Raw genomic sequence first — 24677 nt, 5'->3', positions numbered from 1 at the left:
GGCGGCAGCACGACGTAGATCGTTCGCCGCTTGTATCGGGAGGAAACAATGAAATCAGTTCCGATTCTGATAGCAGGGGGCGGTCCCGTCGGGATGACGCTCGCGAATGTCCTGGCCCATTTCGGAATCCGCTCGATGGTGGTCGAGAAGAACGCGACCACGACCCGCCATCCGAAGATGGACATCACCAACAGTCGCAGCATGGAGCTTTTTCGCAAGTTCGGCCTAGCGGACGCGTTGCGACATGCCGCGGTGCCGGAAGATCATTCCTTCGATGTCTCCTGGATCACAAGTCTCGCCGGATATGAGCTGCATCGCTTTCGGTACATGACCCCGAGCGAGTTTCGAAAGCAGATCCGTGTCAAGAACGACGGCACCCAACCGCTCGAACCCCCGATGCGGGTCTCGCAGGTCGAGATCGAGCCGGTTCTGAAGAAATCCATCGATGCGCGTCCGGAAGTCGATGTGCGGTTCGGCGTCGCCTTCGAAAGTTTTGAAGAGAAGGACGATCGTGTCATCGCGGTACTGCGGGAGCAGGGGACTGGTGCGCAGGAGCAAGTGAGCTGCCAATATCTCGTTGGCTGCGACGGCGGCTCCAGCCGCGTTCGGGCGGGGCTCGGCATCCAGCTCGAGGGGCAATCGCGCGTCGGCGAGCTCTACATGATCCACTTCCGATCGACCGAGCGCGATCTGCTGCAGCGCTGGGGCGTTGCCTGGCACTACCAGTCGCCGCTTGGAACGATGATCGCCCAGAACGACGACGACATCTGGACGCTTCACGTGCCTGTCCTTCCCGGCCAGGACGCGACCAAGCTCGATCCGCGCGCTCTCGTCGAGGCTTATGCCGGCCGGCCATTCGCCTTCGACATTCTCGTCGCGAATGCGTGGACGCCCCACCTCCTGGTCGCCGAAAGTTATGGCAGGGGACGTGTCTTGCTCGCCGGTGATTCCGCACATCAGTTCATCCCGACAGGCGGCTATGGGATGAATTCCGGGGTCGGCGATGCCGTCGACCTCGGCTGGAAGCTGGCGGCGACGCTGCACGGTTTCGGCGGGCCCGGCCTGCTCGAATCGTATGAGATCGAGCGGCGTCCCGTGGCGGCACGAAATCGCGACGCATCCGGCCGCCACATGCAAGTTCGAATGCAGATTGCCGAAGCCTATGGAGGCCTGCTGGAAGGCGACAACAGCGACAATCCCGTGCGCCGGGCGGAAGTCAGTGCAGCGATCGCCGGGCTCGGCAACGTCGAGAACGAATGTTTCGGGATCGAACACGGCTTCATCTATGAGGGATCGCCGATCGTCGCAGATAGCTCGGCCACTCGCTTTCCATTCGATTCCATTGTCTACAAGCCGACGACGACGCCCGGCGCCCGCTTGCCCAGTACATATCTGAAAGACGGGACGGCGCTCTACGATCGGTTGGGCCCGAATTTTACGCTGATCGATTTCCGCGGGAGTGATCCGTCGCCCTTTGTCGATGCGGCGGCGCGACGGCAGATACCGCTGTCGATCCTGCAGCTCGACGAGCCCGATCTGAAGGGGGTCTACGGACGGGACATGCTGCTGGTGCGGCCCGACCACCACATTGCGTGGCGGGGAACGGGTAGCAAAACGCCCAACGCCGACGCGATCCTCGCGACGGCGTTCGGCTGGGGAGCGGACCGGTGAAGCCGCTTCATGCCCTGGTGATCGGCGCCGGCATCGGAGGCACGGCGGCGGCCATCGCGTTGCGTCGGGCCGGCCTCGACGTATCCCTGTTCGAGCAGACGCTGGCGCAGCGCGAGGTTGGCGCGGGCATTCAGATCAGCCCAAATGTCTCCCGGCTGCTGGGCCGCTACGGGCTTGGCGACGCCATGGCGCGGGCCGCGGTTCGTCCTTCCTCGGTCGTGTTTCGTCGCTGGCAGGACGGCCGAGTCCTGGGGCGCGAGGAACTGGGCGATGCCATCGAGAACCGTTACGGGGCGCCCTACTACCATTTCCACCGGGCTGACCTCATCGCCCTTCTAGCTGACGCCTTCGGTCGCAAGGAGATCAAGCTTGGACGACGTTTGGTCGATGTCGAACAAGACGAAACGGGCGTGACCGCCCGCTTCGAGGACGGCACGTCCCAGCGCGGCGATCTCCTCATCGGCGCCGACGGAATCCACTCCCAGGTTCGCGAGCGCCTGTTCGGCGTCGAAAAGCCGCGGTTCTCGGGGCAGATCGCGTATCGGGGGCTCGCACCTGTTGAACGGATCGCGCATCTCGGCCTTCCGCTCGATGTCACGAACTGGGTGGGTCCTGGCGGACACTTCGTTCATTACTTCGTTTCCTCGGGTCGATTCCTGAACTTCGTGGCTGTCAGCGAAGAGGCGACCTGGACTCGGGAGCAATGGTCTGACCGCGGTTCGATCTCCGATGCCGCAAGGAAATACGAGGGGTGGCATCCGCAGATCGCGACGATCCTCAACGCCGTCGACGAGACGTTCAAATGGGCGTTGTTCGATCGCGATCCACTTCCGGAATGGACGCGGGGGCGTGTCGGGCTGCTGGGGGACGCGTGCCATCCCATGCTGCCTTACATGGCGCAGGGGGCGGCGCAGGCCATCGAGGACAGTGCTGCGCTGGCGGCCTGCCTGAAGTACGCAGCCTTCGACATTCCGTCGGCGTTTCGCGCCTACGTCACATTGCGCAAGCCGCGCGCAACCGGGGTGCAGGAAAGATCTCGCGCCAATGCCACAAGCTTCCACCTGCATGACGGACCACAACAGCTCGAGAGGGATCACCTCTTCGCCACGCGAGGTGTGCGCGGCAGTTCCGAGGCAATGAACCGACTTTACGCCTACGACGCAGAAGCCATCGCGGCGAATCTGGAGGAACAACCATGACCCGCGCTTTCCAAATCGCCTATGTCGATCTCGATACGCCTGCCGCGGAAGAGGAGGTCGCCTATTATGACCGCGTGCTCGGCGGAACGCCTGCCGAGCGTGGACCCGACGGCCGCTCCTATTTCAGCCTCGGCCTCGATCACCACAACATCACCATCAAGCCGGCGCCCGAGAAGCGTCTCACGGCGCTCGGCCTGAGGATCGAACAGGAAACGGCCGACGAGACGGTGAAGTCGCTCCGCGGTCTCGGCCTCTCTGCCGAAAAGAAAAGCGACGCGCGGCCGGGCGTTCCCGTCCTGGTGGAGGTCGTCGTTGCGGGGCACACGCTCCATCTGTTGCCGGAGATGGCGATGCCTGGCCCCGGCTTCCGCGCCTCGGGCGTCGTTCCAACGCGTCTTGGGCATGTTGCCCTGATAACGCCGGAGGCCGACAAATTCGTGGAATTCTGTTCGGCCATCGGATTCCGCACGACCGATTGGTTCGAAGGAGTTGCGACGTTCCTGACCTGCAATCACGATCACCACGTGCTCAACGTCATCGGTGCGCCGGAGACCCGGCTTCATCACCTTGCGTTTGAGCTGCGCAGCCGCGCCGCGCATCATGATGTGGCCGATTTTCTTGCAAAGCAAAATCATCCGATCCTGTGGGGACCGTCGCGGCACACTGCGGGGCACAACCTCGCTTCCTATCACTACGACCCGAGCCGTTTCCTGATCGAGCTCTATTCCGACATGGACGTGCTCATTCCGGAGCTCAACATTTTCGAGCCGCGGCCTTGGCATGAGGACCTGCCCCAACGTCCTCGGGTGTGGACGATCGAGCAATTGACGACCTGGGGAACCCGGTTCGACTTCGACCTGAAGACGGCATGACCGTCCGGCCGTCGGCTGATGAAACAACAAGTCGAGGGGAGAGAGATGTCAGGGAACGCACGCATGCGGGGCGCCGCTTGTTTGGGTATCGCGGCGGCGGTGCTTGTTTGCTTCGCTATTGCGACGCCGGGCGCCGCTGACGAGAAACGATACGATACCGGCGCATCCGATACGACAATCAAGATTGGCAATACCGCGCCCTACAGCGGGCCATTGTCATCGAACGGCATCATCGCGAGAACGGAAGGCGCCTATTTCAAGATGATCAACGATCAGGGCGGGATCAACGGCCGCAAGATTGAGTTCATCTCTTACGACGACGCCTATAGTCCTCCGAAAACGGTGGAACAGACGCGCAAGTTGATCGAAAGCGACGAGGTCCTTCTCCTCTTTAATCAACTCGGTACGCCGACCACCATGTCGGTTATCAAATATGTCAACGCCAAGAAGGTGCCGCAGCTGTTCATCGCGGCCGGAGGAACCGTCTTCGGCGATCACAAGATCTATCCCTGGTCGATGGGATTCCAGCCGAGCTACCAGAGTGAAACACGCATTTACGGCAGATACCTGCGCAACAACTATCCCGATGGCAGGATTGCCGTTCTCTCGTCCAATGACGACTTCGGGCGGGACAACATCAAGGGCCTGAAGGATGGTCTCGGCAATGCCGTCGGCAACATCGTTGCCGAAGTCACCTATGAGACCAGCGCGCCGACGATCGATTCCGAATTGGTGAAGTTGAAATTCTCCGGTGCAAGCATCCTTGTCAACTTCGCGTCGGCGAAATTCGCGGCGCAAGCCATCAAGAAGGCGGCTGAGATCGGTTGGAAGCCCGTACATGTCCTGCACGGAAATTCGCAATCCATCAGCGCGGTCTTGAAGCCCGCCGGCTTCGAGAACGCCAAGGACATCATCACGGCGAGCTACAGCAAGGATCCTGCCGACACCGCCTGGAAGGATGATCCCGGTTTGAAGAGGTTTTCCGAGTTCATCGATAAATACATGCCGGGAGAGGACAAGACCAATTTCTATTTGGTCTATGGATACAATGCCGCCCAAGCGCTCGTCGCAGTACTCCAGCAGTGCTGGGATGACCTCACACGCGAAAACATAATGAGGCAGGCTGAGGCCTTGAACCAGGTCCATCTCGAGATGCTACTTCCGGACGTCGGGCTGAGCACGTCGCCCCGCGACCACTACCCGATCGAACAAATGCAACTGCAGAAGTTCGACGGACAGAACTGGGTGCGGTTTGGCCCTGTCATTGAAGGAACGCTGAGCGAGAAGTGATGGTCCCATGGCAAAGGGTTTCCTGGACGACAAGAAGGTCTGCGATTGCTCCCTCGCGGATGACGCCGAGCCTTTCTCCGGCATCGATCAACTCGGCCGCTGTCGTTATCGTACTGCCAGCGATTCCGCGCTCGTCGCATCGCCGATCAGCGGCAAGCCTCTAGGGCTTCTCCAACGGCCAGGAAGTTGGAAAAGGGATTCAACTGCATGGCCTGCCGTCATTGGCACGGCACCCCCAGTGGGACGGCACACGAATCCGTCAGATTGGGCTGACGCAGAGAGGCCTTCTGGACGATCCGCCTCTATGAAAAGGTAGAGTGAAGCCGTCCGTATCATCAGCGAAAGAATGCTAGCTACGTCAACGGCAACCGCAGATGTCACGACGCCCGAGGATTTTATATGTGCGAGAGCTTTCCGTTCTTGCACATGCAATAGCGCAGAATTCAGACCTGCGCTGCAAATCGGTCGATCAGCCATTGCGTTGCAGGACCTGGTGGCGTTTGGACTCGCCAGATCGCCTGCAGCGGATACAGCGCATCCTTCACGCCATGGATATCCAGATCGATGAGTCGTCCTGCCTCCAGGTCGCCGCGGACCATGAATTCCGGCATCAAGCCCCAACCGATCGCGGCCAATAACAAGGCATGCTTCACGCCAAGATCTGCCAGCCGCCATGTCTTGCTACTGACGACACCGAAATCCTGGCCTTGCGTCAGGGGCGAACGGTCGGTCAGGACCAGCTGGACATGCTCGCGCAGCTCACCAGGCGAATGTCGCCGCGAGCGTGCCAGCGGATGAGACGGCGATGCGACCGGGATTAGCCTGACGCTTCCGATCTGCTGCCTGTCCATGTCATCCGGAAGTGGATGCATGGCGCAATTGATTCCAAGCCGTGCGGTGCCGTCTGCCAGGAGCTGGGTCACCGCACCAAGCGCTTCCGCATGCACCCGTAACTGAACTGTCGGATACGTAATCTGGAAGGCTTGCAGAGCGTCGACCAGGCGGGAAGTTGGGAGCATCACGTCAGCGACCAGCGAGACCTCTGCTTCCTCGCCTTCGCGGAGGCTCGCGGCCTTTGCGCGCATCTTCTCCATACCCTGCAGAACTGAGCGTGCGTGAGCGAGCAGCGCACGTCCGGCTTCGGTCAGTTCAGGCTTCCTTGTCCCCGAGCGATCGAACACGGCAACCCCGAGCTGCTCCTCGAGATTGTCGATCCCGTAGGCGATCGCGGAGGTGGCACGGTTGAGGCGCCGTCCGGCCGCGGCGAAGCTGCCGCACTCCACCGCGGTCGCCAGAATCTGGAGCTGATCGATTGTGGGCGTGCCGATTATCATTTCTAAAATCCTGAACAATCTATTCTACATTATCCGTATTTTCTGAAATGTGAAGGGCGGGTATCGCTCACGCATCGGTACAAACGAGATCGCCCATGAATACCTTAACGCTTCCGCGCGAGCGCAACGTCGCGACCCTCCATGCCGCCCTCCATACCCTTGAAGGAGACGGATTCGAGGTTCGTCGCGCGATTCCCTCGTCCGCCTTCGAGGCCATTGGCCCCTTCATCTTCCTGGATCATTTCGGTCCAATCGACGTGCAGCCGGGCGAAGCCAAGGGCGCCTCGGCTCATCCCCACGCCGGCATCGAGACTCTGACCCTGCTCGTCGAAGGGCGCTCGGTGCACAAGGACAGCCTCGGCAATGTCAGCGCGATGGGGCCAGGCGAGGTGCAGTGGATGCGCGCCGGCCGCGGTGTGATCCATGACGAATCGCCGGACGAGGCCCTGGTGCGCACGGGCGGCCGGGTGCATGGGGTGCAGTTGTGGATCAATATGCCGAAAGGCGGAAAGCACGCGGATCCTGCCTACAGGCATGTAAAGGCCGGCGAGATTCCGCTGTTGCCGCATGACAACGGAACCGTGCGCCTCATTGCAGGGCAGGTCGGCAACGTCACCGGTCCCGTCTGGACTTCCGGCAGTCCCTTCGTGGTTCACGCCAGCCTGATGTCCGGCGGCACACTGCGCATTGATGCGTCGGGCGCACGTGAACTTGCGCTCTATGTCATGACGGGCAAGATCGCCATTGCCGACGAGACCATCGGGCCGGGGCAGCTTGCCCGCCTTACGTCCGGGGACACGCTTCAACTCGCAGTGCAGGAGAACAGTGAGCTGCTGCTGGTTGGCGGCGACCCAATCGATGCTCCCATCGTCCGCCACGGTCCTTTCGTCATGAATACCATCGCCGAACTCGAACGCGCGGCCCGTGACTATCACGCGGGACGGATGGGACAGATCTGACATGCCTCATCGGGTCCATCATTACCGTCGGAACAAGCCGTCAATCCAACCAACTCAAACCAGGAGTTCTTCCATGCCTACGCCTACGTATCTGCCTGCACTGGGTCGCCTGCTGATCGCACTCATCTTCGTCTTGTCGGGTCTGTCGAAGATCGCTGCTCCCGCCAACACCATCGCCTACATCCAATCCGCTGGGGCGCCATTTGCTCCGGCTGCTTTCGCCGTCGCCGCGATCGTCGAGGTGATTGGCGGGCTCGCCCTGCTGGTTGGCTTTCAAACCCGCCTCGTCGCTGCAGCCCTGGCAATCTTCACGCTGGCCGCGGCCGTGCTGTTCCACAACAGCATGGCCGACCAGAACCAGATGATCCACTTCATGAAAAACCTCGCGATCACCGGAGGCCTTCTACAGGTGGTTGCGTTCGGTGCCGGCGCGTTCAGCCTGGACAACCGGCACCAGTCCGCTTCCGTCTCCGCGTGAGCGGCCGGATCAAAAAAAGGAGCGGCGAGACCCATCTCGCCGCGGCGCGGCAAATCCTCCAGAAATGTTCACAAGCGAACTAAGCAAGAAGCGGCTGGATTTGAAGCAACAATCACGGGATTCAGCCTATGTCGAAGAAGCGCTTGTTTGCCTTCATGCTCTGGTCCGCCACGATCGCGGCTACCGGAGCGATAGCCGGCGTCGCTGATCCACATTTAGGCGCAGAAAGCCCAGCCGCGGCCGCACAGGGCGACGCCGAGGAGAAAGCAACCCGTCGCGTGCTCGAGCAATTTCGAACAACACGCGTAGCACTCAGTCAGGCCATAGCGATCGCGGAGCATTTGCACGACGGCTCGAGGACCGCCGATATTAGCTTCGAGATATCGGGCGTGCCGGTCTATCGCGTGAGGACTGTGAAAAACGAACAAGTTTGGGAAAATGTCATAGACGCCAATACTGGAAGCATCACCGAAAGGGAAGTTGCGTCATCCCTGAAGGAACTCGATCGAGAAGACCTGGTCAACATCATAGCCCTGAAATGGATCGAGCAGGAGCTGTCGGATGCCGTGCGCGTTGCCGAGAAGGCCGCAGCCGGAAGCGCTCTGGCTGGGGGGCTGGTGAAACAGAATGGCAAACTCAACTTCGTGATCGTCGTTGCCAGCGGCGAACGCTTGAAGGAAGTCATGCTCGAGCCCCCCAAAGTCGAAAAGCAAAGGTCAACTCACCACTAAGGCGCTGCGCAACCAGCCTGATGATAGGAGATTCAAGCCTGCGCGCCATCTTGGGATCGAGCCAGCGGCCGATCCCATCAGCCTAATGCTGCATCAGCTTCCTGCGCGAGCCGAAGCGCGAGCGGTCCGTCGCCTATGTCGAATTTCGGTCGTGCGACGCGGCAGTCAAACGTCGATCAGATCTGCTTTACCCTTCGCCCCGTGGTCGCCCTCGTTGAAGGGCAGGAAAGCGGTCGCTGGACCAGCAAGCTGCGTCGTCATGTGGACTTCGCTATTGCTGACAGCGAAATGAACCAAGGCACCGCTCGGGAAGCTCAGTAACGGCTCGACAGCCTGTCCCTTCGGTCGCGGATGACGGTCGAACCTATACTGGTCTATGGCGTCGTCGATGCTCTGAGTGAAATCGGTCTTTCAGTTCGGCGGTTGCCACCGGAAGGCCGTTGAGGAACAGCACCAGATCGAGACAGTTCTCGTTCGCAGAGGAGTCCCGATCGCCTTTGCCTTCGGGCTCGCGATCTTCGGCTATCTCACGCTGACAACACAGACACCTCTCATGGTTCTCGTCGGTCGCATGGACGAGGGCATGTCGCATCTCATTCTCCTGGCCGTGCCGCTCTTCGTCCTCCTCGGTCTTCTGATCGAGATGACGGGGATGGCGCGAGCGATGGTGGCTTTCCTGGCGAGCCTGTTGGGGCACGTCCGGGCGGGCTCTATTATGTGCTCGTCGGGGCGATGTATCTGGTGTCGGGCATCTCAGGCGCGAAGGCGGCCGACATGGCGGCGATCGCACCGGTCCTGTTCCCGGAGATGAAACAGCGTGGCGCGAAGCCTGGCGATCTCGTGACACTGCTTTCTGCAACCGGAGCCCAGACCGAGACCATTCCGCCAAGCCTCGTCCTGATCACCATTGGCTCGGTGACAGGCGTATCAATCGCGGCCCTCTTCACGGGCGGGCTTCTGCCGGGCGTCGTCCTCGCTATTACCCTCTGCTTCGTTGTCTGGTGGCGTTACCGGAAAGAGGATCTCAGCCACGTCAAGCGTGCGACCAAGCGTGAGATCGGACGCAACTTCCTGATTGCGATCCTGGCGATCGCACTGCCCTTCGTGATCCGGGCCGCCGTCGTCGAAGGTATTGCGACGGCGACCGAGGTGTCCACGATCGGCATCGTCTACGTCATCATTATCGGATTGGTCCTGTACCGCCAGTTCGACTGGACGAAGTTGAAGCCGATGCTGGTCGACACAGCCTGCCTGTCCGGCTCCATCCTGCTGATCATCGGAACGGCCACCGGAATGGCATGGGGCCTGACCCAGTCCGGCTTCTCGCGCTCGCTCGCAGCCGCCATGACCGGGCTGCCCGGCGGAGCCGCCACTGCCACGTTCATGGCCGTGTCGATCGTCGCCTTCGTCATACTGGGCTCGGTCCTGGAAGGCATCCCTGCGATCGTGCTGTTCGGACCTCTGCTATTCCCGATCGCCAAGGCGGTTGGCATCCATGAGGTGCACTACGCGATGGTGGTCATTCTGGCGATGGGCATTGGCCTGTTCGCCCCGCCTTTCGGCGTTGGCTACTACGCCGCCTGTGCAATCGGTCGGGTCGAGCCGGCGGAGGGTACGAAGCCAATTCTGGGCTACATGCTTGCTCTGCTGATCGGCACCATCATCGTCGCGGCCGTGCCGTGGATCTCGATCGGCTTTCTCTCGTGAGCCCCGTCCCTAGCCATCGGGCTAGGGACATTCCCTAGTGCAATCAAGCCGGGTCCTTCGGCAGACCCGCCAAACACGGAGACGAGGACATGCCACGCGCATCCATCGTGGGCTTTGCCCATAATCTGCTTAAGGAGCTTAATAATCCCTATGCGGAAGGAATGCCGGCGCGACCACGAGGCACCTACGTGTGCAGCACCTCACTCGTTGAAGACAGCTTAGAGCAGTCCTGGAGATAGTGATGACGGGTCAGCAGACAATACTTGTCACGGGCGGAGCATCCGGCATTGGGCTCGCCGTCGTCGAAGCCGTGCTCGCAGAGGGCTGGTGGGCAATCGTTGCGGATATGGACCAAAGAAGCCTTGACCGCTGCCGCGACGCTCTCGGAGGGGCGGATGAGAAGGGTCGGTTTGAGCAGATGCCTGAATCAGGAGACTGCTTCCTGTGCGAAACTCAACTTCATACGAAGCGGGAATGCCTCGGCCTCGCTGGCCGATCTTCCTGATCACTCGAAATGAGCGGCCGCACAAAGGATGGTGGGGGTCCCGAACCTCGACCACCTCCGGAAATGATTTGTCAGATTCACTATTGGGGACATTCCTCAATCCCCTCGCTCGAGGGCATCGATTGGAGGAACCCGCAACTCAGCTGGCGGCCGCAAAGCGCGGGCTGAGGAAATAAATCTGCGATCTTCGCTTTTTTGGGGAGTCACAACGCATCCGATCTGTGATTCACTGCGTCGCATGGATGCTGATCACAACTCTGGTTCTGATATCGCAGCCCTGAGGGAGGCTCTGGCGGTCGAGCGCGCCAAGGCCTTGGAGATTGCAGCCGAGCTTGCGGTTGCCCGCGCGAAGGCGTCGGAGGACAGCGCGCTGATTGTCCATCAGAAGCTTCGGATCGCCAAGCTCGAGCGCCAAATTTATGGACAGCGATCGGAGCGATCATCACGGCTGACCAATTGGCGCTGACGTTCGAAGAGCTGGAAGCCGACGCCACTGAAGATGAGCTTGCGGCGGAGCGGGCTGTCGCGAGGACGACGACGGTGCGCGGATTTACACGCAAGCGCGCCGAGCGCCAGCGTCGTAGGCTACAACGTCCAGGTCGCCGTGGACACCAAGCATCAACTGATCGTCACGCATGAGGTGACCAACGTCGGCACCGACCGGTCGCAGCTCGCCAACGTGGCCAAAGAGACGAAAACGACGCTGGAAGCCACGAGCCTCGATGTCGTCGCCGATCGCGGCTACTTCAGCAGCGGACAGATCTTGGCATGCGAGGAAGCCGGCATCACAGTCACGCTGCCGAAGCCGATGACTTCGAACTCAAAGACGGAAGGGCGCTTCGGCAAGCAGGACTTCCGCTATCTCCTCGAGGAGGATGTTTACATTTGTCCGGCGGGAGAGCGGCTCGCCTACTCCTTTACGACCGAAGAAAACGAATTAGTCCTGCGCCGCTACTCGACCAACGCCTGCCAGCGCTGCGCCATCAAGCAGAGCTGCACCACCGGCAAGGAGCGGAGAATCACCCGATGGGAGCATGAACACCTTCTCGAAACCGTTCAGCGGCGACTCGACGAGCATCCGGAGAAGATGCGCCAGCGGCGCGAGACGGTCGAGCATCCCTTCGGCACCATCAAGGCCCGGATGGGAGCAACCCACTTCTTGGTGAAGACGCTGCCACGGGTTGCCGCCGAGATGGCACTCCATGTGCTGGCTTACAATCTCACGCGCGTCATGAACATCATGGGTATCCAACCGCTCATGGCGGCGATGAGGGCATAGTCGTCTCAGATACCCCTTCGTCTGCCCGTGAAGAACCGCCCAAGACCGCTGATATCCGCATCAGGAGCGCGGCCATATCGAAAACGCCGCCAAACTCGGCAAAATGACTGCCCCGCCACGTCGCCAAGCTCGCGACGCGTCTATGCTTCCGCTAGGACTTTTTTACACAACCAAGACCCTAAACGGACTCAGCGCAGCTAGTATTCTGCTCGATCCCAAAGTGGTACGATTTCGGCCATTGACGGACCATACTGGAGCTTCCCTGATGTCTTATCTTCCGCTGAAGTGGTCGATCCCTGCTGATGTAAAATGGATCGAGGTCAATGGATATCCCATGGCCTATCAAGATCGTGGAGCTGGCCCGCCACTTGTCCTGGTCCATGGATCGTTCTGTGATTATCGAATTTGGCCGGACCAGCTCGAACCGTTTTCCAAACAACATCGAGTTATGAGCGTAAGCCTCAGGCACTACTTCCCTGAATTGTGGGACGGCGTGGGAAACGATTTCTCATTCGCCCAGCACGCCGACGATGTGGGCGCCTTCGTAGAAAAGCTGGACCTTGGTCCGGTCCACTTGTTGGGTGTTTCTCGCGGCGGTGCAGTTGCTATCGAAGTGGCGAAAAAATATCCTGACTTCATCCGAACCCTCATTCTGGCGGATGCAGGTGTTAGGCTTGAGCTTCCTGAAACGAAAGCGAATTTAACAGCGACGGCCTTCCGATCAAACTTGTTTGCTGATTTGCGGAAAGATGTAGCCAATGGAGATGTTGAGGGCGGCACGGCCCGCTTCATGCATCGCTTGATCGGTCCGGACTTTTGGGAGAGTTTGTCAGCGGGGCGGCAGAAAGAGTTTCTTCAGAATATTCGGACGGCGATCGTCGATGATCCACTTCCTCTCACCACAAACGAAGAGCTGCGGAATTTCAATTTCCCCGTCCTTATGATAAATGGCGAGAAATCGCCGCCAATGTACGGTGTGTTGATTTCTGAGATGCAAAATCGGGGCAATTTCGAGCCGCCGGTCATTATTCCTTACGCGGGTCACGCAATGACCGCCGAGAATCCAAAGGCTTTCAATGAAGCTGTTTTAAAGTTTACTTCGGAGCATTGAAAACAGCCTTTCAGGGACACCTTGCATTTCCGCTTTTACATTCCAATGACCCTGCTCGCCCGCTCCGACGAGGTGATCGAATAGAGAAGATAACTGCTGCGGAGCACGAGTCCGTTCCTGTGAAGGGTTTCGGAGTGCGCCGGGAGACCGGCAAGGAGTAGAGGGTGCAAGTCCCTTACGATGAAGGAGTAGCGATTCGCATCGGCCCCGAGCCGTGCGCAGACGCCCGCAAGGGCGCCGGCGAAGCGTCGGCAGGGGAGTGCATAGGCCAGCCATTGAACCGCGAAAGACCTATCATCCCGAGTGCCGACACAGTTCCGAATGTGGAAGGCCATGTGCACGGGCGCGCTACTCGCGAGCGTCCGGACGACTCGGCGTGGTCACAGACCCTGGCATGTGCGGAAGCTTCTTGTACGGGAACCGGGAGGTCCCACGGCCGGCCGGCAGCGCGTGTAACGGGTGCTGCTCTGGTCCGCATCGGGAAGGCGAGGAGCCGAAGCCGATGATGCACGACCGTGGGAAGTCTGACTCCGCCATAGTAGCTGTGAAACCGACGAACAATGCCGGGCAACCGGCGGCGGAGCCGGTGGAGCCAAGGGCGGGGACCAAGAGGAACGCAGGCGAGCAAAGCACACACCGGACACAGGGTCGGACTCGTGTGACCCAAGCGCTCGCTCGCGTACGGAAAGCAGCTCATCAAAGGACGAAGGAGAAGTTCACCGCGCTCTTCCACCACATCAGTGTCGATCTGCTTCGGGAGGCGTTCCTCGTGCTCAAGCGCGACGCCGCCCCCGGGGTGGACGGGCTGACGTGGCAAGCCTATGCCGCAGACCTTGAGCGTAACCTCACTGATCTGCATGCACGGGTCCATCGAGGAGCGTACCGGGCAACGCCATCACGCCGGACGTATATACCGAAGGCGGACGGGCGACAGAGGCCCCTGGCGGTCGCGGCGCTCGAGGACAAGATCGTCCAGAGAGCGACCGTTGCGGTGCTGAACTGCATCTACGAGGAAGAGTTCCTCGGGTTCAGCTATGGCTTCCGGCCGAAGCGCGGCCAGCATGATGCGCTGGACGCTCTGGCGGTCGGGATCACCGACAAGAAGGTGAACTTCATTCTTGACGCGGACGTCCGATCCTTTTTCGATGAAGTCAGCCAGCGTTGGCTGATCCGTTTTGTCGAGCATCGGGTCGGCGACCCACGCATCATCCGCCTGATCCAGAAATGGCTGAAGGCGGGCGTGCTGGAGGACGGGGTCGTCACGGCCAGTGAGAAAGGAACGGGGCAGGGCTCGGTGGTCTCACCGCTGCTCGCCAACGTCTACCTGCACTACGTGTTCGATCTTTGGGCCGAGCGCTGGCGACGGCACGAGGCCACGGGCGGAATGATGATCGTGCGGTATGCCGACGACATCGTCGTTGGGTTCGCGCACGAAGTCGATGCCCGGCGCTTCTGGGACGCGATGCGCAAGCGGTTCGAGGAGTTCGCGCTGTCGCTTCATCCGGAGAAGACCCGTCTGATCGAGTTCGGTCGCCAAGCGGCGAACCGACGCGAGCGGAGCGGGCTCGGCAGACCGGAGACCTTCAATTTCCTCGGGTTCACCCACATCTGCGGACGTTCTCGTCATGGCAAGTTCCTCCTCAAGAGGAAATCCCGACGCGACCGCATGCGGGGCAAGCTCAAGGAGATCAAGGAGGAGATGCGACGGCGGATGCATCAGCCGATCCCCGAGCAGGGGCGTTGGCTGGCGCAGGTTGTCAGAGGCTACTTCGCCTACCACGCCGTGCCGACCAACTCGGCGGCGATCGGAGCTTTCCGCCATCACGTGGTCGACCTCTGGCGCTGCTCGCTATCGCGACGCAGCGAGCGAGGTGGGATCACTTGGCAGCGGATTAAGTAGATCGCTGATGACTGGCTCCCTAAGCCGAAAATCCTTCATCCGTGGCCGCAGCAGCGCTTTGCCGTCAGATACTCAAGGTAGGAGCCGTATGCCCGAATTGGGCACGTACGGATCTGTGCGGGGGGCGGCTGGCAACAGCCGTCCCTACCGCGAATGACGGCCCATGGCGACGATTCGGCTTGCACCGGGGCCGTCGTCCGAAAGCCTCCAATGAAGGAACGCGCGGGAGATGAGTTGCCGACGGTGAGGCGCGCGCTATGGCGATTTGATTGCGGTGTTGACGGTGGACGCGCGTCGCGAGAGCGTGACGATCAGGTGGTGACGGGGGCTGATGGGCCTGAGGCTCTCTTTAGGACCGATGAGGATGGCTTTCGAAGCCGATTGCGCTGTGGAAAACGCTGACGGGTAGCTGTTCGGTCGAGCGTCTGCGGCGCGGCAATCAGGATGGAAGTGCAGCGTCAATCAGGATGAGAGAGCTTCGCCGGACTCGTGACGTAGGGAGGGCGTAGCCCGACCGGAGTTACGAGCCCGGCGACGGCGCGATCCGAGCGGACCGCGCCGTCTGGTGATCGCGGCTGGCCGGTGATGGATGGTTCTTCTCGCCAAAGAGGAATCACCCGTTGCCAGGCTGCCATCTCACCGATCACCAGATGAGGCTCTACATGAAGTTCCGTCAAACCAATTCGCCGCCAGTGGTGGCCGCGAAGGTGTCGTTCAGTTCGTCGACCGCTTATCGGCTCGAGAAGGATCTGCGTCTTCCGTCGCAAAAGAAGTCACCGCGGCAAAGGCGCCGGCCGGATCCCTTGGCCAACGTCTTTGTCCTAGAGGTCGTGCCGATGCTGAAGGCGGCTCTTCTACTCCAGTCACAATTGGCAGCCGTTCTTCCTGCAAGGCACGAAGTCGTTGGCCTATGAGATCTGGAAAGATTTCGGCTTCGCCGCGCCGGACAATGTCATCATGCCGGTCGGCGCCGGCAGCAGCCTGCTCGGCTGCTATATCGGCTTCAAGGAGCTGCTCGCGGCCGGCCAGATCGAGCGGCTTCCGCGGCTCTTCGCTTCACAGCCGCTCAATTGCTCGCCGGTCGATGCCAGCTTTGCCGCTGGCGTCGACACGCCCGTCGATCGCGAGGTCCGCAAGACCATCGCCGAGGGCACCGCGATCAAACATCCGCTGCGGCTGAAGCAGATGATCGCGGCGCTGAGGGAGAGCGGCGGCGGCACCGTCGCAATTCCCGAAGACGGCATCGTCGCCGCATTGAAGCGGCTGGCGCAGACCGGCCTGTTCGTCGAGCCGACCTCGGCCTCGGTCGCCGCCGCGCTCGACGTGCTTATCGCGCGCGGCGCAATCCGGCCGGCCGAGCGCACCGTCGTCATCATCAGCGGCACCGGCATCAAGGCGGCGTCGCTGATCACGGAGCTGCTCGGCGGCTGAAGCGCGATGAGATCGGGCCGAATCGTCACCGCGCTTTTGCCAGTCATTTGAACATGATCTCTCGGAAAACCGCTTCGTGCGTTTCCGGATCGTGCTCTAACCCGCCTTGCGCAGCTTCAGAGCGTCGTAGAATGCGGTCTCGAAATTGATGTAGCCGATGAAGGAGGTCGGATCCCCGAACGGCAGGATCTGCGTCGCCCAGTATCCGCCGAGGCCGTTCTGCCGGTCGATCCAGTAGAACAGGTTGGCGAGACCGGCCCAGCCAAGCGCACCGGCGGGACGGCCGGTCGGAGCCTGCTCGTCGTTGATCATGAAGCTCAGCGCCCAGGATTTCGATTGGCCGGGGAAGAATTCGGCGTCGTTGGCGAGCGAGGTGATCACGCCGGTGATGGCGGTGACCTTGTTGCTTCCGAGATGGTTCTTCTCCGCCATCCGCACAGTTTCGGCTTTCAGGACCCGGCCATGTTCGCCGGCCCCGTCATTCAGCCACATCCGGATGAACCGCATGTAGTCGCCGATGGTGCCGTAGAGCCCATGGCCGCCCATGTGGACTTCGGGATTGGCCGGAAGTTCGAAATCCATCGGCGTGAGAGAGCCGTCGGCGTTGCGGGCGTGAATGCCGCCGAGCCGGCGGCGCATCGCATCGGTGAGCTCGAACGTCGTATCCAGGATGCCGAGCGGCTCGAAGATCCGCGTCCTGAAGACCTCGCCGAGCCGGCGGCCAGTGATGGCCTCGACGATCTGGCCGCTCCAATCCATGTTGGTGCCGTACTCCCACCGCTCGCCCGGATCGAACAGCAGCGGCGTCATCAGCGAAGCCTTGGACGCCGTGATGACGCTGGGCTGCCCCTTCTCCTGCGCGAGCCGGTTGTAGGTGTGATTGATGAAGTCGTAGCTCAGGCCCGCGCTATGGACCATCAGCATGCGGGTGGTGATGTCGCGCTTCGGCGCGCGGAGCCGCGGCTCGCCCCTGTCGTCGAAGCCTTCGATCACCTGGAGCTTGCCGATGTCGGGCGCGTAGGTCTTGGCCGGCGCGTCGAGATCGAGCTTGTCCTCCTCGACGAGTTGCAGGACGGCCGTCCCGGTGATCGCCTTGGTGGTCGAGAATATGGCGAACACGCTGTCGGTCGTCATGTCGGCCGGCTGGTCGAGGCGACGCTTGCCGGCGGCGCCTTCATAGATGTTGCGATGGCGGTCGGTCACCATCGCCACGACGCCGGGGACACGCGGGTTCGAGGTCACGACACCGTCGAGGATTGCATCTGCTGCCGCGCTGAAGTTGGTGCTCATTGTCTTCCTCCTGATTTGTGATGTTGTCAGCCTCGAGCGAGATGGCCGCATTCGCGAGGCGCCTCCCGCTCGAGTCTTCGCCTGCCCGGTCTGCGTAGCCCGGATGCGGCGAAGCGAAATCCGGGACCGGTGACAGCGTGCGGCACAAGGCCCGGACTGCGCTGCGCTCCATCCGGGCCACGAAGTCGGGTCGCGGTCGGACGCTACTGCGTAGCGAAGCCGCGATAGCCGCTGGCGGCGACCTCGTCGCATTTCTGGCGGTAGGTGCCGACGCCGCCGCAGTAGGACAGCACCCGGCGCGGCTTACCCTCGACATTCGAGCCGAGATACCAGGAATTGGTCTTCGCTATCAGCGTTGCGTTGGCGGTCTCGTCGTGATGGGCCACCCACTGATCCTCGGCATCCCTGGTCGGCTCGATGACGTTCAGGTCCTTGCCACGCAAATAACTGATGCAATCGGCGATCCACTCGACCTGCTGCTGCAGGCAGGTGGTCATGTTGCAAAGCGCGGCCGAGGGCGCGAGCGGCACCGCCGTGGTGAACAGGTTCGGATAGCCGTGGACCTGCAAGCCCATCGTGGTCCGGATGTCCCTGCCCCAGTCATCCTTCAGCGATCGCCCGTCGCGGCCGCGTATGTCGATGCGTGTCAACGCACCCGTTCCGGCGTCGAAGCCGGTCGCCAGGATGATGACGTCGAACGCGTGCACCGTGCCGTCGGCGGTCTGGATGCCGTCCGGCGTGATGCGGGCGATCGGATTGTTCTTGACGCTGACGATCTCGACATTGGGCCGGTGGAAAGCCTCGAGGAAATTGCTCTCCAGCGGCACCCGGTGCGTGCCGAAACCGTAGTCGGACGGAATCAACTGCTCGCACAGCTTGGGATCCTTGATCCGCTCGCGCATCCTTTCGCGCACGAATTCGCTGATTTCGGCGTTGATGGCTTCGTCGAAGAACAATTCGGCAAAGGACGAAACCCATAATTTGAGCGATCCGTCATTCCAGCAGTCGTCGATCACCTGGCGGCGCTGCTGCGGCGTCAGGTCGGCCCAGACGTGCTCGAAGTCGAACTCGAAGCCGGTGAACGTCTTCGGCAGGCGTTCGGTGAGGAACTTGAATTTCGACTTGTAGGCCTCGGCGTCCGACGCATCCCATTTCGGGTTCTTCATCGGGATGATGTATTGCGGGGTGCGGATGAACACCTTCAGATGACCGACCTCGCCGGCGATCGACTGGATCACCTGGATTCCGGTCGCGCCGTTGCCGACCACGCCGACGCATTTTCCGGCAAGCTCGACCGGTCCCTTGGGCCAGCGCGCAGTGTGGAACAGCTTGCCCTTGAACGTCTCCTGTCCCGGGAAGGACACATGCGGCGCCGAGAGCATGCCGCAGCAGGTGACCAGGAACTGCGCGTCGATCACATCGCCCCGATCCGTCGTCACCAGCCAGCGTTGCGTCGCTTCATTGAAGTGCGCGCTCTTCACCGTGGTGCCGAACTGGATGTCCTTCTTCAGGTCGAGGCGGTCGGCGACGTAATTCAGCCAGCGCTCGATTTCCGGCTGGCCCGGAAACCGCTCGCTCCAGCTCCAGCCTTTGTAGAGCTCCTCCGAGAACAGGTACTGGTAGGTGTGGCCTTCGGAATCGAAGCGCGCGCCGGGATAGCGGTTCCAGTACCAGGTGCCGCCGACGCTTGAACCGGCATCGACCGCCTTCACACTCAGTCCCTGCTCGCGCAGACGGAACAGTTGATAGAGACCCGCGACGCCGGCGCCGACGACCACGGCGTCGAGCTTTGTCGTTGCATGCGCACCGTTGCTTCCATTCGACCTTGTGACGGTCTCGCTCATGGTTTCCTCCTGTATCTTGCGGCACGTACGTACCCACCCGCCGTGACGCCGGATGATGGTGCGCTGCGTCAAATTGGGCTCGGCCGCTGGCGCAGTCGCCGAAACGCAGAGCAGGCTACCGGCCGCTGGTGCGAGCGGCTTGGATGAAACCGACATTCTCTGGAACGCCGCCGCGCAATCAACGCATCGGCCGTTGGTCGGCTGTTCGTAGCGGGTGAAGTTGTCGTGTTTTTGTAGCTCGTGATCTGTCGCCTTCGTTGTGGAGCTGCAGCGGAGCCGGAAGGCGTGGACGGTTCCGCCAGCTTGGTCATGCCAGAGATATTGCCTGCGGGTTAGCTCTCCTTGTCGGTTTCTTTGTTCGACTTGAAGCTCGTTTCTCCGTCCCGACCCGCGCTAATTGGACGGCGGCGCGCGCAGGAGCGGTCAAGGACGCGCGCTTGCGCGCCCGCAAGGGCTTGTCCTTGACGGCTCCGAGCACGCTGCCAGGCTCGGGCGCGTCGGGGCTGATCTGGTGTCCGTCGGCGGCAAACGTCGCCAGTCGATGCGGGCCAAGGAACACGCTCGCGGTGCCATCGGGATATGCATGGACCCGCACCAGGGCCTTGACGAAGTGGGGCCTGAGCCGGCTCTCCGGCAACTGCGGCCGCCGGCCGCTCCATGCGATCGTGTTGTCGTTGCCGACGGTCCGCTCTTCGATCACGCACAGCGCTTCGCGCCACGCCTCGTGCTTGTCGGCAACAAACGCCGTGCCCGGCTGTTCGGCCTTGATCGCAAACGCCGCGTTATGCTCGGCGATGTAATGGGCCTTCAGCCAGACATTGGCGGCTTGGACCGTGTTGATCCCGGCGAGCCGCAGGTCCTTGGGCAACCGGCCCTGCAACGTGCTGAACACCCGCTCGGAACGCCCGCGCGCCTGCGGCGAATAGGCCGCGATATGCTCGATCCCGAGATGCGATAAAGCCCGTCCCACTTGGGTTTGTTGCGTCCTGGAGACCTTCTCGCCGGCCTTCGGGGTGTAGAAGTAATGGCTGCCGCGATCGGTGTAGAGCGCGCAGAACAGACCGTGCTCGCCAATCACCTCGCCCAGGGACTGGAACGTCGACGCCGTCCCTTCTTCCTCGACCAGCAGCATCGAATAAATCTCGCTGGTCGCATCGTCCATCGTGACGATCAGATCCATCGCGGGAAGACCTTCGATCCAGACGTGGCGCGACCCGTCCTGATGTAGCAGCATGCCCGGCGGTGGCCGCCGTGGACGCTTCTTGCGGTGCGCCGAACGCTTCGGCGCCTTCCGCACCAGGCCCGCCTGCAAGGCGAGCTTCGTCACCGTGTAACCCAGCAAATAGCCATGCCGCTTTTGCATCTGCTCGTGGAAATGCTTCACCGTGAAGTCCGTGTACTTGTCCCGGAACAGTCCCAGCATCCGCTCCAGCTCTTCCGCCGGCGCCCGCCTTGGCGATCGCCGGCCCATGCGCAGGTCGATCAGCCCGTCATCGCCCTCCGCCTCAAAGCGGTCCGCCCAGCGTTGAAACGTCCGCACGCTGATCCCGAGAAGCTCGGAAGCCGCCTCCTGCGTCAATTTCTTCGCCTCCGTCCGATCCAGCAAATCCGAAAACCGCATCCGTCGTACACCCTCGTGAATGGATGCCGTGCCATCGTGCCCCTTTGTTCCGGGGCACCAAAAACACGACACTTCACGAGCTACAAACAGGCGACAGATCACGCGCTACTGACATCGGCCGTTGGTCGGCTTGGCAAACCGCGAAAGCGGCCTATACTGCACCCAGCCGTCCGGCCAAGAAGAAGCGGTCAACCGCGCCACGGAGTCCAGGGAGGAGGCTTGCGCGATGGGCCAGTTGATCACGGTCGAGGAGTTGCCGCGCTACGCGCCAGGTGAGCTGAAGCTGGACAGCGCCTCGGTCGGGAGGAGCGATTTCCGGCTGCGGATCTTCCGCTATGGACCATCCGATATCTGCGTGCCCCCGTCGGCAAACTTCATCATCGTGCTCTATCGCGAGGGCGTAACGTCGATGAACCGCCGCGTCACCGGCGCCTGGAAGCAGGATCACGTCGGTCGCGGCGTCACGTCATTGCTGACCCGCGCAGAGCCGTCGAACTGGCGCTGGAACGATGACATCGAGGTCACCCATTTCTATATCGCTCCTGCGCTCATGATGAAAACCGCGAGCGACGCCTTCGACCGCGATGCCGAGACGATCGAGCTTCACGACCTGCTCAAGGCCGAGGATCCGATGTTGAGTTGGATCAACGACCAGATGGTTCAGGAGGTTGCGGCAGGAGGGCCGGGCGGCCGCCTCTGCTATGACGCGCTGGCGTTGCAGGCCAGCGTGCACATCCTGCGGAAATATGCGGCGATCGAATTCAAGATGCCGTGCGCGCAGGGACGCTTTCGCCCGGCGCACGCCCGGCTGATCGAGGACTACATCGAGCAGAACATCTTCCGGAACATCACGCTCGAGGAGCTGGCGAACATCTGCAATTGCACGCCGGTGCAGTTCGCCCGCAAGTTCCGCGTCCATTACGGCATGCGGCCCCACGCCTACGTCCTGCGCCGCAAGGTGGAGCACGCGTGCCGGCATCTGCGTAAGGACCGTGCCGCGCTGAAGGAGATCGCGCTGCTCAGCGGCTTCGCCGATCAAAGCCACCTCAACCGCGTGTTCCGGCAGCACATGAACCTCACACCGGCGGAATATCGCCGGCAGGTCTGCGAGCACACCGCACCAGCGTGAGACCGCGACGCCGGCAGGCTTGCGCCCGGCTCACACCGGCGGCGGATTGAGGGATAGGCGGGCACCACGGCGCTCGCACGGTCGAGACGCGCGATCTGGTCCGGCGCCAGCGACCAGCCGACCGCGCCGAGATTGTCGCGCAGCTGCACCTCATCGCGCGCACCGATGATGACCGACGACACGCTCGGCCGCGTCAGCAGCCAGGCAATCGCCACCTGCGGCACGCTGCGGCCGGTCTCGGCGGCCACCACGTCCAGCGCATCGACGATGGAGAAAAGCCGTTCGTCGTCGACCGGCGGCCCGAATTGCGCCGTCTCATGCAGCCGGCTGCTCTCGGGCAGCGGCAGGCCGCGCCTGATCTTGCCGGTGAGCCGGCCCCAGCCGAGCGGGCTCCAGACCAGCGCGCCGACGCCCTGATCGAGCGCGAGCGGCATCAGCTCGGATTCGTAGTCGCGGCCGACCAGCGAATAGTAGACTTGGTGCGCCACATAGCGCGGCCAGCCGTGCCGCTCGGCGATGCCGAGGTATTTCATCAGGTGCCAGCCGGAGAAATTCGAGGCACCGACATAACGCAGCTTGCCGGCGCGCACGAGCGTATCGAGCGTCGAGACCACCTCGTCGATTGGTAAAGGCGTTGAAGGCATGAAGCTGCAGCAGGTCGATATAGTCGGGGTGCCGAGCCAGCGCAACGCAGCGTCGACGACTGCGACCAGTCGACGCCGCGACGTGCCCGCATCGAGCGGACCGTCGCCCATCGGCAGGCCGGTCTTGGTCGAGATCAACACCTTGTCGCGGCGACCCTTGATGGCGGCTCCAAGAATCTCCTCCGATGGCCGTTCGAATAGACGTCGGCGGTGTCGAACAAATTGACGCCGGCCTCGAGGCAGATGTCGATCAGCCGCCGCGCCTCGTCGACACCGCTGCTGCCCCACGCCGAAAACAAGGGTCCCCGGCCACCGAAGGTGCCGGTGCCGAAGCTCAGCACCGGGACTTTGAGGCCGGAGGCGCCGAGATTGCGATGTTCCATGGTCATACTCCTTTTGATCCGGCTCACTCGGCCGGGCACTGTGTGGCCAGGACGGCGGGCCGATCGAGCCGCAGACTCCACAATGCAAGCAACAGCCCGATCGCGGTGATGAACGCCGCCACCAGCGGCAGCGCGCCGAGGCCGCGATCGATGGTCACGCCGCCGGCCCAGGCGCCGAGCGCATTGCGGAGATTGAAGGCCGCGATGTTCAGGCTGGAGCGTCCGCCCTTGCACGCCGGCGGCTTCGAGTACGCGCAGCTGCAGCGGCGCGACGGTCGCGAAAGCGGCGATGCCGAGCACGAACAGCAGCGCGACCGCCAATGCCTTGATCGAGACCACCGCCGCCAACGCGACGAGCACGGCGGCGAGGCCGCCGAGCGACACCAATAGCGAGCGCGCAAGTCCTTTGTCGGCGAGGCGCCCGCCCGCGACGTTACCGATCGCGAGACCGGCGCCGAACACCAGCAGGATCGGCGACACCGCGGCATCGGAAAATCCGGTGAGCCGCGTCAGGATCGGCTGCACGTAGGTGAAGACGGCGAACAGCCCGCCGAACCCGAACACCGTCATGGCAAGCCCGAGCAGGACCTGCGGGCGGCCGAGCACGGCAAGCTCTGCGCGCAGCGGCGCAGGCTTGTCCTTGGCTCCGACATGACCGGGCACCAGCACCGCCAGCACGATGAAGGCGACCACGCCGATCACCGCCACCGCCCAGAATGCTGCGCGCCAGCCGAGCATCAGGCCGAACCAGGCGCCGAACGGAACGCCGAGCAGGCTCGCGACCGTGAGACCGATGAACATCGTGGCGATCGCCGACGCCCGCTTGTCTTCCGGGACGAGACCTGTCGCAACCACCGAGCCGACGCCGAAGAAGGTGCCGTGCGCCAGCGAGGTGAGAATGCGCGCCGCCATCAAGAACCCGTAGCTCGGCGCCAGCGCGCACGCCGCATTGCCGAGCGTGAAGATCGCCATCAGCGCCAGCAGCACCGCCTTGCCCGGCATCTGCCGTGTTGCCAGCGTCAGGATCGGCGCGCCCACGAACACGCCGAGTGCATAGCCGGAGATCAACAGGCCGGCCGCGGATACCGATACCTGCATGTCGGCGGCGACCTGCAGCAGCAGTCCCATGATGAGGAATTCGGTGGTGCCGATGCCAAAGGCACTGGCGGTCAAGGCTAGACCATCGATTCCATGAAACCGGTGTCCACGGAACTGGAAGTGTGTTCGTGGATTCCTCGTTTGAGTTTGTCTGAACGAGGATTGGTATCATGGCAACATGGCGGCAAGCAGTCGAGTTGG

At 62.1% G+C, this 24677-nt stretch carries 18 protein-coding genes and 5 pseudogenes; 16 read left to right on the top strand and 7 right to left on the bottom strand.

What is annotated here, in order from left to right; genetic code table 11:
• The first annotated feature begins 48 nt into the window (after window positions 1–48).
• From ABIB06_RS12490 to ABIB06_RS12475, 4 genes are all read left to right on the top strand, one after another.
• The gene (locus ABIB06_RS12490) at window positions 49–1671 is read left to right on the top strand and encodes an FAD-dependent monooxygenase (protein ID WP_354047212.1); all 1623 of its coding nucleotides are present in this window, start codon (window positions 49–51) and stop codon (window positions 1669–1671) included.
• Window positions 1668–2870 carry an FAD-dependent monooxygenase gene (locus tag ABIB06_RS12485; protein WP_354047214.1) on the top strand — a complete coding sequence of 401 codons (1203 nt, stop codon included), beginning with the start codon at window positions 1668–1670 and terminating at the stop codon, window positions 2868–2870. The genes ABIB06_RS12490 and ABIB06_RS12485 overlap by 4 nt, the downstream gene beginning before the upstream one ends.
• Window positions 2867–3742: a VOC family protein gene (locus ABIB06_RS12480; protein ID WP_354047216.1), complete on the top strand. Its 876-nt coding sequence runs from the start codon at window positions 2867–2869 to the stop codon at window positions 3740–3742. Before ABIB06_RS12485 ends, ABIB06_RS12480 begins: the two co-directional genes overlap by 4 nt.
• Before the next feature lie 63 nt (window positions 3743–3805).
• Complete coding sequence (locus ABIB06_RS12475) at window positions 3806–5032, top strand: ABC transporter substrate-binding protein (RefSeq protein ID WP_354047218.1); 1227 nt, start codon at window positions 3806–3808, stop codon at window positions 5030–5032.
• Between the two features lie 443 nt (window positions 5033–5475).
• Here the strand turns inward: ABIB06_RS12475 and ABIB06_RS12470 are convergent, their stop codons facing one another.
• Window positions 5476–6366 (bottom strand): LysR family transcriptional regulator, encoded by an 891-nt coding sequence (locus ABIB06_RS12470; RefSeq protein WP_354047220.1) that lies wholly within the window; start codon window positions 6364–6366, stop codon window positions 5476–5478.
• 95 nt (window positions 6367–6461) lie between these two features.
• On the opposite strand from ABIB06_RS12470, the gene ABIB06_RS12465 reads away from it, so the two are divergent.
• The 11 genes and pseudogenes from ABIB06_RS12465 to ABIB06_RS12415 form a co-directional block, all read left to right on the top strand.
• On the top strand, window positions 6462–7325 hold the full coding sequence (locus ABIB06_RS12465) for a pirin family protein (protein ID WP_354047222.1): 864 nt from the start codon (window positions 6462–6464) through the stop codon (window positions 7323–7325).
• 73 nt (window positions 7326–7398) lie between these two features.
• Window positions 7399–7803 (top strand): DoxX family protein, encoded by a 405-nt coding sequence (locus ABIB06_RS12460; RefSeq protein ID WP_354047223.1) that lies wholly within the window; start codon window positions 7399–7401, stop codon window positions 7801–7803.
• A 128-nt stretch (window positions 7804–7931) separates the two neighbouring features.
• Window positions 7932–8534, top strand: coding sequence for a PepSY domain-containing protein (locus tag ABIB06_RS12455; protein ID WP_354047225.1), 603 nt, complete (start codon window positions 7932–7934; stop codon window positions 8532–8534).
• Window positions 8535–9015: 481 nt separating this feature from the next.
• Window positions 9016–10241, top strand: a pseudogene (locus tag ABIB06_RS12450) (TRAP transporter large permease); the annotation flags it as partial.
• A gap of 241 nt (window positions 10242–10482) precedes the next feature.
• Window positions 10483–10746, top strand: coding sequence for an SDR family NAD(P)-dependent oxidoreductase (locus ABIB06_RS12445; RefSeq protein WP_354047226.1), 264 nt, complete (start codon window positions 10483–10485; stop codon window positions 10744–10746).
• A gap of 238 nt (window positions 10747–10984) precedes the next feature.
• Window positions 10985–11322 (top strand): annotated as a pseudogene (locus tag ABIB06_RS12440) (transposase domain-containing protein); the annotation flags it as partial.
• A 28-nt stretch (window positions 11323–11350) separates the two neighbouring features.
• Window positions 11351–12025: a transposase gene (locus ABIB06_RS12435; protein ID WP_354047227.1), complete on the top strand. Its 675-nt coding sequence runs from the start codon at window positions 11351–11353 to the stop codon at window positions 12023–12025.
• 265 nt (window positions 12026–12290) lie between these two features.
• Window positions 12291–13136: an alpha/beta fold hydrolase gene (locus ABIB06_RS12430; RefSeq protein WP_354047229.1), complete on the top strand. Its 846-nt coding sequence runs from the start codon at window positions 12291–12293 to the stop codon at window positions 13134–13136.
• Window positions 13137–13794: 658 nt separating this feature from the next.
• Window positions 13795–15036, top strand: coding sequence for a group II intron reverse transcriptase/maturase (ltrA, locus tag ABIB06_RS12425; RefSeq protein ID WP_354047231.1), 1242 nt, complete (start codon window positions 13795–13797; stop codon window positions 15034–15036).
• Between the two features lie 620 nt (window positions 15037–15656).
• Window positions 15657–15887 (top strand): annotated as a pseudogene (locus ABIB06_RS12420) (IS21 family transposase); the annotation flags it as partial.
• Between the two features lies 1 nt (window position 15888).
• Window positions 15889–16467: pseudogene (locus ABIB06_RS12415) on the top strand (threonine synthase); the annotation flags it as partial.
• A gap of 96 nt (window positions 16468–16563) precedes the next feature.
• Here ABIB06_RS12415 and acmB read toward each other — a convergent pair.
• The 3 genes from acmB to ABIB06_RS12400 all read right to left on the bottom strand — a co-directional run bounded on the left by acmB (window position 16564) and on the right by ABIB06_RS12400 (window position 21222).
• Entirely contained in the window at window positions 16564–17757 is a 1194-nt protein-coding gene (gene acmB / locus ABIB06_RS12410; protein ID WP_354047233.1) for a methyl acetate hydrolase AcmB, read from the bottom strand.
• Window positions 17758–17960: 203 nt separating this feature from the next.
• Window positions 17961–19601, bottom strand: coding sequence for a flavin-containing monooxygenase (locus ABIB06_RS12405; protein WP_354047235.1), 1641 nt, complete (start codon window positions 19599–19601; stop codon window positions 17961–17963).
• 307 nt (window positions 19602–19908) lie between these two features.
• Window positions 19909–21222, bottom strand: a complete 1314-nt coding sequence (locus ABIB06_RS12400; protein ID WP_354068756.1) for an ISNCY family transposase — start codon at window positions 21220–21222, stop codon at window positions 19909–19911.
• Window positions 21223–21448: 226 nt separating this feature from the next.
• On the opposite strand from ABIB06_RS12400, the gene ABIB06_RS12395 reads away from it, so the two are divergent.
• Window positions 21449–22351, top strand: coding sequence for a helix-turn-helix domain-containing protein (locus ABIB06_RS12395; RefSeq protein WP_354047239.1), 903 nt, complete (start codon window positions 21449–21451; stop codon window positions 22349–22351).
• Here the strand turns inward: ABIB06_RS12395 and ABIB06_RS12390 are convergent.
• The 3 genes and pseudogenes from ABIB06_RS12390 to ABIB06_RS12380 form a co-directional block, all read right to left on the bottom strand.
• Window positions 22258–23133, bottom strand: a complete 876-nt coding sequence (locus ABIB06_RS12390) for an aldo/keto reductase (RefSeq protein ID WP_354047241.1) — start codon at window positions 23131–23133, stop codon at window positions 22258–22260. The two genes, ABIB06_RS12395 and ABIB06_RS12390, sit on opposite strands and share 94 nt — an antisense overlap.
• The gene (locus ABIB06_RS12385) at window positions 23130–23378 is read right to left on the bottom strand and encodes an aldo/keto reductase (RefSeq protein ID WP_354047243.1); all 249 of its coding nucleotides are present in this window, start codon (window positions 23376–23378) and stop codon (window positions 23130–23132) included. Before ABIB06_RS12385 ends, ABIB06_RS12390 begins: the two co-directional genes overlap by 4 nt.
• Window positions 23379–23401: 23 nt before the next feature.
• Window positions 23402–24566, bottom strand: a pseudogene (locus tag ABIB06_RS12380) (MFS transporter).
• Window positions 24567–24677: the final 111 nt, after the last annotated feature.

The sequence above is a fragment of the Bradyrhizobium sp. LB8.2 genome, assembly GCF_040548035.1.
In the GTDB taxonomy this organism is placed as follows: Bacteria; Pseudomonadota; Alphaproteobacteria; order Rhizobiales; family Xanthobacteraceae; genus Bradyrhizobium.
This window is presented reverse-complemented; position numbering and strand designations above follow the sequence as displayed.

Excerpts from the sequence above, each read along its gene's own strand:
- ABIB06_RS12405 (WP_354047235.1), bottom strand. The coding sequence starts at position 19,601 with ATGAGCGAGACCGTCACAAGGTCGAATGGAAGCAACGGTGCGCATGCA.
- ABIB06_RS12490 (WP_354047212.1), top strand. The coding sequence starts at position 49 with ATGAAATCAGTTCCGATTCTGATAGCAGGGGGCGGTCCCGTCGGGATG.
- ABIB06_RS12395 (WP_354047239.1), top strand. The coding sequence starts at position 21,449 with ATGGGCCAGTTGATCACGGTCGAGGAGTTGCCGCGCTACGCGCCAGGT.
- ABIB06_RS12465 (WP_354047222.1), top strand. The coding sequence starts at position 6,462 with ATGAATACCTTAACGCTTCCGCGCGAGCGCAACGTCGCGACCCTCCAT.
- ABIB06_RS12480 (WP_354047216.1), top strand. The coding sequence starts at position 2,867 with ATGACCCGCGCTTTCCAAATCGCCTATGTCGATCTCGATACGCCTGCC.
- ABIB06_RS12475 (WP_354047218.1), top strand. The coding sequence starts at position 3,806 with ATGCGGGGCGCCGCTTGTTTGGGTATCGCGGCGGCGGTGCTTGTTTGC.
- ABIB06_RS12385 (WP_354047243.1), bottom strand. The coding sequence starts at position 23,378 with ATGGAACATCGCAATCTCGGCGCCTCCGGCCTCAAAGTCCCGGTGCTG.
- ABIB06_RS12400 (WP_354068756.1), bottom strand. The coding sequence starts at position 21,222 with ATGCGGTTTTCGGATTTGCTGGATCGGACGGAGGCGAAGAAATTGACG.
- acmB (WP_354047233.1), bottom strand. The coding sequence starts at position 17,757 with ATGAGCACCAACTTCAGCGCGGCAGCAGATGCAATCCTCGACGGTGTC.
- ABIB06_RS12460 (WP_354047223.1), top strand. The coding sequence starts at position 7,399 with ATGCCTACGCCTACGTATCTGCCTGCACTGGGTCGCCTGCTGATCGCA.
- ABIB06_RS12455 (WP_354047225.1), top strand. The coding sequence starts at position 7,932 with ATGTCGAAGAAGCGCTTGTTTGCCTTCATGCTCTGGTCCGCCACGATC.
- ABIB06_RS12445 (WP_354047226.1), top strand. The coding sequence starts at position 10,483 with ATGACGGGTCAGCAGACAATACTTGTCACGGGCGGAGCATCCGGCATT.
- ABIB06_RS12470 (WP_354047220.1), bottom strand. The coding sequence starts at position 6,366 with ATGATAATCGGCACGCCCACAATCGATCAGCTCCAGATTCTGGCGACC.
- ABIB06_RS12430 (WP_354047229.1), top strand. The coding sequence starts at position 12,291 with ATGTCTTATCTTCCGCTGAAGTGGTCGATCCCTGCTGATGTAAAATGG.